1 pseudogene is annotated in these 405 nt (G+C 61.5%); it reads left to right on the top strand.

Features of this window, described 5'->3' with window-relative positions:
* A pseudogene (locus tag RM572_RS29520) lies at nt 1–405 on the top strand (NAD(P)/FAD-dependent oxidoreductase); the annotation flags it as partial.

Consider the following 405-nt stretch of genomic DNA (forward strand, 5'->3'; position numbering starts at 1 on the left):
GTACGTGCCGTTGTCCTGGCAGCGCAAGTTGGTCCAGCTGATCGGCCCGATGCTCGGCACCGATCCCACGATGTACGGCTTGCCCGCGCCGAATCACAAGCTCTTCGAGGCTCACCCGACGCAGTCGGTGGAGTTGCCGTTGCGGCTGGGATCGGGTGATGTGATCCCGAAGCCCAACGTGTCCCGCCTGGACGGTGCCACCGTACATTTCGAGGACGGGACCAGTGACGACTTCGACGTGATCGTCTACGCGACGGGCTACAACATCACCTTCCCGTTCTTCGACCGCGATGTCGTCAATGCCCCCGACAACCACATCCGGCTCTACAAGCGGATGTTCAAGCCCGGCATGGACGATCTGGTGTTCGTGGGTTTCGCACAGGCGATTCCGACACTGTTCCCGTT

The sequence above is a fragment of the Streptomyces hazeniae genome, assembly GCF_031845485.1.
GTDB classification, from domain to species: domain Bacteria; phylum Actinomycetota; class Actinomycetes; order Streptomycetales; family Streptomycetaceae; genus Streptomyces; species Streptomyces hazeniae.